At 63.0% G+C, this 9760-nt stretch carries 7 protein-coding genes and 1 rRNA gene; 3 read left to right on the top strand and 5 right to left on the bottom strand.

Annotated elements, in window-relative coordinates; genetic code table 11:
* Positions 1–181 precede the first annotated feature (181 nt).
* Positions 182–790 (bottom strand): hypothetical protein, encoded by a 609-nt coding sequence (locus ABZE94_RS17255; protein WP_372876818.1) that lies wholly within the window; start codon positions 788–790, stop codon positions 182–184.
* Positions 791–1036: 246 nt separating this feature from the next.
* On the opposite strand from ABZE94_RS17255, the gene mksB reads away from it, so the two are divergent.
* From mksB to mksF, 3 genes are all read left to right on the top strand, one after another.
* A complete protein-coding gene (gene mksB / locus ABZE94_RS17250) occupies positions 1037–2281 on the top strand; it encodes an Mks condensin complex protein MksB (RefSeq protein WP_372876816.1) in 1245 nt (414 codons plus the stop codon).
* A gap of 90 nt (positions 2282–2371) precedes the next feature.
* Complete coding sequence (gene mksE / locus ABZE94_RS17245) at positions 2372–3067, top strand: Mks condensin complex protein MksE (protein ID WP_372876814.1); 696 nt, start codon at positions 2372–2374, stop codon at positions 3065–3067.
* Positions 3064–5895, top strand: coding sequence for an Mks condensin complex protein MksF (mksF, locus tag ABZE94_RS17240; RefSeq protein WP_372876812.1), 2832 nt, complete (start codon positions 3064–3066; stop codon positions 5893–5895). The genes mksE and mksF overlap by 4 nt, the downstream gene beginning before the upstream one ends.
* Before the next feature lie 57 nt (positions 5896–5952).
* On the opposite strand, the gene ABZE94_RS17235 is transcribed toward mksF, so the two are convergent.
* The 4 genes from ABZE94_RS17235 to rrf all read right to left on the bottom strand — a co-directional run.
* The gene (locus tag ABZE94_RS17235) at positions 5953–8256 is read right to left on the bottom strand and encodes an MlaD family protein (RefSeq protein WP_372876810.1); all 2304 of its coding nucleotides are present in this window, start codon (positions 8254–8256) and stop codon (positions 5953–5955) included.
* On the bottom strand, positions 8249–8872 hold the full coding sequence (locus tag ABZE94_RS17230; protein ID WP_372876808.1) for a paraquat-inducible protein A: 624 nt from the start codon (positions 8870–8872) through the stop codon (positions 8249–8251). Before ABZE94_RS17230 ends, ABZE94_RS17235 begins: the two co-directional genes overlap by 8 nt.
* Entirely contained in the window at positions 8859–9518 is a 660-nt protein-coding gene (locus tag ABZE94_RS17225; protein WP_372876806.1) for a paraquat-inducible protein A, read from the bottom strand. The genes ABZE94_RS17230 and ABZE94_RS17225 overlap by 14 nt, the downstream gene beginning before the upstream one ends.
* Before the next feature lie 153 nt (positions 9519–9671).
* Positions 9672–9760 (bottom strand): 5S ribosomal RNA (gene rrf, locus ABZE94_RS17220); the annotation flags it as partial.

Raw genomic sequence — 9760 nt, 5'->3', positions numbered from 1 at the left:
CTTTCGAGCCACCGGCTGGCACAGGCCGCAGACGCAAAAAAAGCCTGACGAAAAGCCGCCGAACTTGCGTACCCCTGAGCATACGCCCGAAGGATGTCTATTTAATGGCTATAGGCACATGCCAGCGTGGGCGTGGCAAGACGGCTCAGCTCGGTGGTTGGCGGCTGTGCGCCGAGGCGGCTCAAGCGCGGCGGAACAGCCCGAGCAGGTGTTCGGCAATCGCCTCTTGCATGGCGCCGATATCCGGTTGCGCGCGCGGCCCCAGGCGCGCCGGAACGATGCGGTGCAGGTGCAGCGACGGCATGCGCCCCTCGAAGCCGCGCAAGTCTTCCTTGATCAGCACCGGTAGAAAGGCCTCCCCCCTGGCCTGAAAACGCTGGATCAGCAGCTTGAGCCCCTTATGAAATGGCAGCTCCCTGGAGGCGACCAGACGGTTTTCACTCGGGACTTTCAGATACAGGCCGCTGTAGCCAAGGGTTTCGCCGGGCAGGATGTGCACCCCGGCAGGCTCCACCGCCTGGGGCGGGATCTCGTTGTAGGTGGCCTGCCACGCCTGCTCGTCCGGCAGGATGGTGATATCGCCATGATCGGTTTGCGGGATGACGAAGCTGTAACTGCTGTAGAGCTTCTGTGCATAGGCCGAATAGATGCACAGACAGTTTTCGAAGCGGCGCAGGAAGGCCAGGGCTTCGCTGCGGTCGGAAATGGCGTCGAGATCCCAGGCCAGTTCGCGCTGCTGTTGCAGTTCGCGCCAGTGGTCATCGATATGGGCAGCGCACGTGGAAGGCATAACCTCGACCCGATCCATGCATAAGGCAGTTAGTGCTCTATCGCAGAAATCATGCCAGCGCCATTCCGCCACGCGAATGGCGCTACTAGGGCGCACTCCAGGCTGCCGGGCGACCGCTGGCAGTCCTAAACTGCCGCATTGGGTCACTTCCGGCGGATCGACGCCTCCGATCGGTTCGCGCGTAAGCGATCGGCGAGCGATGCAGTACAATCGGCGCTTTTCTGAGATTGAGCGACCGGCCCTGCGATGATCGACCCCAAGCGCGTACTGCGCGCCCTCGCCGAACACTGGACGTTACTAGAGCCGCTCTGCGAGCGCTTCGACGCCGGCACCCTGAGCCTGATCGAGCTGCGCAAACAGCTGACGGCGCAATTGCCGGACAGCACCCCGGTGGACATTACCGCCCTGCTCGACCAATGGATCCGCCTGGATATCCTGGTGCCGGTGGCCAAGAGCCCCAACCGCTTCGAGCTGAATGCGCAGATCCACGACTTCCTCGCCTACCTGCGCCGCGAACACCGCCTGGGCCTGTGCCTGGAGATCGAGGCCTATTTGCGCCACCTGGAACGCCTGGCCGGCTATATCAAGGACGCCTTCGAGGTGCGCGACGCCGCCGATCTGGCCCGCCAGCTGCGTTTGCTCGATATGCGCGTGCGCGATGTGCTGAAGAAGCTGGCTAATGATGAACAGGCACTGGTCGCGGTGGCCGAACGGGCCAAGACCTCGGATCGGCAGATTCCGTTGCGTCAGCGTTACGCCGAAGTGCTGGCGACCTGGGACGAGTACGTCGAGCCGATGATTCAGCTGGTCGCCGCCGACGGCGCCTTCGAGCAGGGCGTCTACCGCGTCGAACACGTGCTGCTGCGCCTGCTCGGCGAGCAGCAGCGCCTCGGCCAACTGGTCGACGACGATCTGCTGCTGCGCACCCACGCGCGCATCCTGGAGATGCAGACCACCGCCCAGCTGACCCTGCGCAAGGCCCGCGAACTGCTGCTGCCGCTGCGCGAAGAAGCCCGCCGGCACAACGCGGTGACTCGCGGCGCGGCCCTGGCCCTGGCGGCGATCCGCCGTAAGGGCCTGGATGCGGTGCCCCAGGCTTCGTTGCCGCTATTCAGCCGTCCGCAGAGCACCTTTCTCGGCAGCGCGTCCCAGGTCGAGGCCTATGTCTACGCCCTGGCCCGCTTCGAGCCCAAACCGGCGCAGTTCCCCAAGGCCCATAGCACCCGCAAGGGCGAAGCACCGCGTGCGCCACGCACCGCGCGGGAAATGCTCGAACGCTGCGAGCAGGCGCTGCCGCTGCCGGATCTGATGGTCTGGCTGCTGCAGCAGGAACCCGAAGGCGCCACCGACGAACTGCTCTATTGGTTCTCGCGCCTGTCCCGCGATGCGCGCTTCCAGCGCGAGCGCCTGGAGCGCCGCGACTATTTGACCGCCGAGCATCAGCTCAGCCTGAGCTCCTTTGCCTTGCTCAGATCACCAGCTGGCCCGTAGGGTGTGCGGGGCCGCCTAGGCCGCGCGCACCCTCCACGAACCCGCGGTGCGCACGGCGCACCCTACGCATAACGCGCTCAATGGATCGCCATGAATATCGACCTGAAAGAACTCACCCAGCTGGCGCCGATCTTCCGCGAGCTGTTCAAGGGCTACCATGTCAGCCGCCGCGACCCGGAGCTGTATGCCCAGCTGTCCAATCTGCAGGATCAGTACCGCGCCCTGTTCAAGGCGCTCGGTTACGAGCTGATCTGCGACAGCCGCGGCTTCTACTATTTCGTTCCCGAGCAGATGGGCGCCCAGGTCAACAAGACCGCCCAGCGCCTGGCGCTGTTCACTTTCATCCTGGTCGAACACCTGGCCGATCAGGGCCGCGACCCACTGGCCGTGCTCGACGGCGGCAGCCTCGGCCGCGACGAATTGCCGGCTTTGCTCGACAAGTACCGCGACCTGTTTCTCCAGGCCGAAGTCACCACCATCGAAGAGTTGGAAGAAAAGGTCATGCGCCGCCTGACCCAACTGGGCTTCGCCAGCGAAGAAAACGGCATCTACCGCTTCCTCGCGCCCATGCACCGCTTCCTCGATGTCTGCCTCAGCGTACAGCAGGATCGCGACCTGGCCGCTACCCTGCACAGCGCCCTGCCGCTGCCCACGCCGGTACTGCGGGGCGATGAAGCCGAGGACGACATCATCAGCCTCGCCGAGGATACACCGGAGCTATCCGAAGAAGACGCCCTGGCCCGCGCCATGGCCGAAGAACGTGCCGTACAGGAGATAGACGCATGAGCCAGGAACGCTACGGCATCCGCCGCTTCGCCCTGCTGAACACCGCCGGCTACAGCCTCGGCCTGTTCCCCCTGGAAAACCCGCTGTCGGTGTACGGCGCCAACAACCTGGGTAAATCCGCCTCGATCAACGCCCTGCAGTTCCCGATTCTGGCGCGCATGTCGGACATGAGCTTCGGTAAATACAGCCTGGAGCAATCGCGCAAGTTCTACTTCGCCAGCGACACCAGCTATATCTTGGTCGAAGTCGCCCTGCCCCACGGCCCCCATGTGATCGGCGTGGCTGGGCGCGGGCCGGGCGGCGGTTTCGGTCACCAGTTCTTCGCCTACCAGGGCGAGCTGGACCTGGCCCACTACCAGAAGAACGGAACCTGCCTGCGCCAGCGCGAGTTGTTCAACGCCCTGGAACGCGAAGGCATCAAGGCCTATGAACTGAAGCCGGAGGAACTGCGCCGCCTGCTGGTCGGCGGCCATACCTCCATCCCGCTCGATCTGACCCTGATCCCCCTTCGCTCGACCAGCGAGCAGAGCCTGAAGACCTTCCGCGCGCTGTTCATCAACCTGCTGCATATGCGCGAGATCACCGCGGCCAAGCTCAAGCAGTTGTTCCTCGATGCCTTCGAGCACAGCCTGCGCTCCGGTAGCGTCGACTACATCGCCGCCACCGAAGAGGCGTTCCGCGATGTGCGCCGTATGGAGCAGGACTACCAGGCCCTGGTAACCGCCGGCCCACTGATCGAAGCCCTGGCCGCCGGCGTGGCCCAGCGCGAGCAATTGCGCGGCAAGCTGCATCGCCTCTCGCCATTGCTCGACTCCCTGCTCGGCACCTGGCAGGACTATGCCGGCGCCCGCCGCGAGGAACTGGTGATCCAGGCCGAACATTACCAAGGCGAGCAGGACGGCTTGCAGCAGGAACAACGTGGCGGTACCGCCGAGCTGATGCGCATGGAGCGCGAGATCAGCGAAATTCAGCGCTGGCTCGGCGAGCTGTCGGTGCTGAAAAACCGTTTCGCCCTGGTCAGCGACGTGCAGGTGCTGGAGGCGCAGCTACTCGCCGCCAAGGATGCCCACGACGAACTGGCCGGTGCCCTGGCGCAATCCCGGCAGTTCTCCAGCGCGGACCTCGACGAACGCCTGCGCGACCTGGATAAACGCCTGAAGTCGGTCAAGCAGCAGCTCGCGCACGCCGACAACAACAGCTACTCGCGTCTGCGCGAGGAGTTCAGCCAGGCCGATGTCGACCGTCTGATGCGCCTGTTCAACGGCCAACTGTTCAGCCTGCCGCTCGGCGAGAAAGGCATCCAACTGGCCGATGGCGACGCCTGGGTGAAGTCCCTGGAAGCGATTCTCGACGGTTTCAAGGGCGAGCACTTCGAAGTGCCCGGCCTGTCCATCGACCTCTCGCATATCGAACCGCCGGCACTCCAGGCCCTGGCCGACCGCGCCGCCCTGCGCGACCAGAAAGACCGTCTCGAGCGCGAATACAAACAGCTGAAAACCCAGCAAGCGGTGGCCGTCGACCGCTCCGCCAGCAAGGCTCAGGCCGAGCAGCTGTACCAGGCCGTGCTGGACGCGCAGAAAGCCCTGGAAGATTTTCGCCGCAGCCAGACCCTGGCGGCGGAAGAAGAGAGCAAGCTGGAGCAGCTGGCGCAACTGGAGGCCGCCCAGGACGAACTCAAGCGCGCCTCGGACGCCTTTACCGAGCGCGTGCAGCAGCTGTCCGCCAAGCTGCAATTGGTCGGCCGCCAGCTCGCCGACCTGGAAGCCAAGCAACGCACCCTGGAAGACGTACTGCGCCGGCGCCAATTGCTGCCGGCCAACTTGCCGTTCGGCACGCCCTTTACCGATCCAGTGGACGACTCATTGGACAACCTGCTGCCGCTGCTCAACGATTACCAGGACGCCTGGCAGGGCTTGCAGCGGGTCGACGGGCAGATCGAGGCGCTCTACGCCCAGGTGCGCCTCAAGGGCGTGGCCAAGTTCGACAGCGAGGACGACGTCGAGCGCCGCCTGCACCTGCTGGTCAACGCCTATGCGCACCGCCAGGACGAAGCGCTGACCCTGGTCAAGGCGCGCCGCGCCGCGGTCACCGATATCGCCCGCACCCTGCGCAATATCCGCAGCGACTACGACAACCTGGAACACCAGCTGGCGCTGTTCAACCGCGAGATCAACAAGCGCCAGGTCTCCAACCTGGAAAGCTTCCGCATCGTGCTGGCGCCGAACAAGGACGCGCTCAAGCATATCGATCAGATCATCCACAGCGCCGGCCAATACGAACAAGGCGAAACCCTCTCGGTATTCGACCTGCAGCAGAGCAGCGATCAGGACAGCAAGAACGAGGCGGCCAAGGAATACCTGGCGCGCCTGGTCGCCGCCAACCATAACCAGCTGGGCCTGAAGGACCTGTTCGAACTGGCCTTCGAGATCACCAAGGTGCATGGCGCGCCTGTGATCCACACCGACATCGACGGCGCGGCCTCCAACGGCACCACCATGACCATCAAGGCGCTGACCAACATGTACCTGCTGCTGCACCTGATGGATCGCGAACAGGCTGGGCGTATTCGCCTGCCCTACTACCTCGACGAGGCGGCGGATATCGACGAGAAAAACCAGCAGGCCTTGATCGAAACCAGCCTGCAGCTGGGCTTCGTGCCGATACTCGCCTCGGTCAAACCCCAGGTCTCGGCCCATGTGGCCATCGACCTGGAAGGCGGCAGCGGGCCGAACGGTATCTATATCGACGAAGCGGATTGGAAGTACATCCAGCGCCGGGAAACCAGCAAAGCGCAGACCCAGCCCGCCGAAGCTGTCGAACCGGCCTGAAGCAGCCGCTACATATAACCAGGGCGGCCTATGTACCCCTGGTTATATGTGTCTTGCCTATTTCGGCAGGGCAATCTTCGGCGCCCAGTGCAGCCATTCGTCCTGCGGCTCGTCGAACAGGGCAAAGGTCTGCCCCGGCCTGGCCTGGTTGCTCGTGGGCTCCTCCGGCGTGGCGAACGCCACGCCGCCCTCGATAATGGTTTCCAGGGATTCGCTACGCACCTTCACCCCCTTGAACAAGCCTGCCTCGACGCCGATGCCGGAGGTACTCCAGAAGCGGCTGCCGGTGCGCACCAGGCCGGCATAGCGCGGTTCGATGAGGATATGGATCAGCACCCGGTCCGCGGTCGGTCCGAGCTCGTAGCCGGTCACCTTGCCCACCGGCACCTCGCGATAAGTCACCGGCACCCCGGCTTTCAGCGAGCTGCGCCGCGCCGCACTGAGCACCAGACGCAGGCCGAGATCATCCACCCCCTGGTTTGGCGGCTCGGCCAGGGCAACGAAATCGGTCTGCCGGGTCGCCGCTGCCGCGTGCGCCGGCAGTACCTCCAGGTACTGGCCACTGATCAGGGTATCCAGGTTGTCCACACGGGTCAGGCTGAGCTCCGGCTTGACCACCCAGAACTGCGTACCGACTCTGGCGATCTGTCGAGCCGCCTGGGTCACCCGGGCATGCAAAACCACCGACTGCAGATCGTCGCCGAGTTCGATACTGTCGACCGAGCCGACATCCAGGCCTCGGTAGCGGATCGCCGTGCCCGGACTCAGGCCATCCGCGCGGTCCAGTCGGATGCTGATCGCCAGGCCGTTGTGTAGCGCGGCCTCGCGGCTCTCGAAGAGATTGAAGCGCGGCACTCGCCTGACCAGCACGGGCGCCTGCAGATCCTCGGTCTCGAACGCGATGCCGCCGGACAATAGGGTTTGCAGCGATTCGCTCTTTATCTCGACACCGGACAAACCGCCCTTCAGGGTGATACCGCTGGCATTCCAGAAGCGCGTGGTGCCGTTCACCAACCGTGCGTATTCCGGCTCGACATGCACACCGAGCACGACCCGCTGTTGGTTGCGCGACAGCTGGATGCTTTGCACCGAGCCGACCTTGAGCTGCTTATAGAGGATCGGACTGCCGACCTCCAGCGAGCCGCGGCTGGGGCTGAACAACACCAGGTGCAGGCCGGGCGCATCCAGGTTCAGCGGAGGCGCCTTGGGCCGCGCCACGAACTCGCGCTTGGCCTCAGCTCCTTTGTCGCCGGGGCGCACCGCGATGTAGTTACCTTTGACCAGGGCCGCCAAACCTGTGATGCCGGCCAACGAGATCGACGGTTTGACCACCCAGAACTCGGCACCTTCGACCAGAAAGTCTTCGGTGCGTGGATCGAGGGCCAACTCGGCCGTGGCGGCGGCGAGATCGTCATTGATCTGCAGCACCTTCAAGGTACCGACCTGGATGCCGTTGTACATCACTGGCGTTCGCCCTGCCTGCAAGCCTTCGAAGTCGGTCATCTTGACCTGCACCCGGATGCCGGCCGCTGCGGCATCGAAATCCTCGTAAAGCCGAAACGCCGTGCCCGGGTCCGCCGCTGGGCTGTCTTTGCGATGTTCGGGGGTCATGAAGGCGATACCGCCTGCCACTATGCTGGCCAGCGACTCACTGCGCAGCTTGAAGCCAGACAGATCGGCATCGATACTGATGCCGCTGGCGTTCCAGAAGCGCGTATGTTTGCGCACCAGGTCGGCATAGAGCGGCTCGATATAGAGCTTCACCTCGACCGTGCTCTGGTCTTCGGCCAGGGCATAGCTTTTCACTTGCCCTACCTGGATCTGCTTGAAGAATACCGGACTCTCACGATTGAGCGAGCCGAGTCGCTCGGCTTTCAGGGTCAAATGCAATCCGGGTCGATCATCCGGCAAGGGTGGCGGCTGGGGCAGCGCCTGGAATTCCAGGGTCGGTTCGCCATCGCCCGGGCTAAAGGCGATGTAGTTGCCCGAAACCAGGGTCTCCAAGCCCTTGACCCCGGCCAGGCTCACGCTCGGTTTGACCAGCCAGAAGCGGGTGTTGCTGCGCAGGTGAGGCTCGATCTCCTTGTTCATTTCCACTGTGGCGACAACGCTGAGGGCTTCGCCGCTGTCGTCCAGGCTCATCGCCTTGACCTTGCCGATCGCCATGCCGTTGTAGATGACCTCCGTCTTGCCGGCCTGAACGCCTTCACCACTGGGGAAAGACAGCTGAATTTCGATCCCGGCCTGGCTGTAGGTACGCCACCCCAGCCAGGCACCGATCAACAAGGCAATCAGCGGCAGAACCCAGATGGCCGACCAGTTGGAAGCAGGACGCGTTCTTGCCGTTGGTAGATCAGTCATGGTTATCGTCCGACTCCGTGTTATCCCAGATCAAGCGGGGATCGAAAGTTAAAGCCGCGAGCATCGTCAGAATCACCACACTGGCGAAGGCCATCGCTCCAAGCCCGGGCTCGATACTCGCCAGGCTGCCGAACCTGACCACGGCCACAAGAATCGCAATGACGAAAATATCCAACATCGACCAACGGCCGATCCACTCGATAAAGCGGTACATGACAATCCGCTGGCGTACCGACATGGGCTGATGGCGCTGCACCGAATACAGCAGCAGGGAGATCCCGACCATTTTGAAGATCGGCACCAGGATACTGGCGATGAACACCACCGCCGCAATTGGCAGCATGCCGAGATTCGCCAGTTCGACGATGCCCGACATGATGGTGTCGGATTGCCCCCTGCCCAGCGAGTTGACCGTCATGATCGGCAGTAGGTTGGCCGGAATATAGAGAATGGCGGCCGTCAGCAATAATGCCCAGGTGCGCACCAGACTGTCCGGGCGGCGCGCATGTATAACACCTCCGCAACGCGAGCAGAACTGCCTGTGGTTGGCGGGCTCCTGCTTATTCAGCTTATGGCACTCGTGGCACACCAACAGACCCGCATCAATCGCCCGCATGCGCATCTTCCCCGGATAAGGCCCGCCAAATCTGATGCGCCGACATCGTCACCTCCAGCCATACCTGTACCAAGAGCAGGGCGACAAAACACAGCAAGCCGATGCCGAGGCTCAAGTCAGCCATATCGGCCAACTTGACGATCGCCACCAAGATGCCCATCAAATAGACCTCCAGCATTCCCCACTCACGCAGATGGTGATAGATCCGGTAGACCAGCAGGCCATAACTGCGCCCCATGTTCCAGGTGATACTCAACAACACTAGCAACTGGCAAAGCAGCTTGAGCAAGGGCACCGCCATGCTACAGAGGAACACCACCAGGGCCACGCCCTGCATGCCGCTGTCATACAACCCGACAACACCACTCCAGATCGTGTCTTCGCTCGTTCGACCGAGCAGATTGAGCCGCATGATCGGCAGAAAATTGGCAGGAACATAAAGCAGCAAGGCGGCAAGCACCAAGGCCAGGCTACGCCGCACAACACGATGGCGGTGGCAGTAAAGCTCATAGCCGCAACGCGGGCACACGGCTCGTTCACCATCGGCCAGTGATGGCCTGCGCATCAATAGATCGCATTCGGGGCAGGCAGCCAACTCACCCAATGAAGCTATCGACAAGTCACCGGTATCTGCCGAGTCGGCCATGCACAATCCCTCACGTGAGTTGGATCACTATTCTAGACGAGCAGAACACAGGACTGTTCCTTCAGCGCTGGTTGGGTTGCCTGCACCTGGTCTTTTCGACGCGCAAAGACAAACCCCCCAGCTGCTTACGCAGATGGGGGGTTTGGAATATAAGCTTGACGATGACCTACTCTCACATGGGGAAACCCCACACTACCATCGGCGATGCATCGTTTCACTACTGAGTTCGGGATGGGATCAGG

It is taken from the genome of Pseudomonas sp. (genome assembly GCF_041601375.1).
In the GTDB taxonomy this organism is placed as follows: Bacteria; Pseudomonadota; Gammaproteobacteria; order Pseudomonadales; family Pseudomonadaceae; genus Aquipseudomonas.
This window is presented reverse-complemented; position numbering and strand designations above follow the sequence as displayed.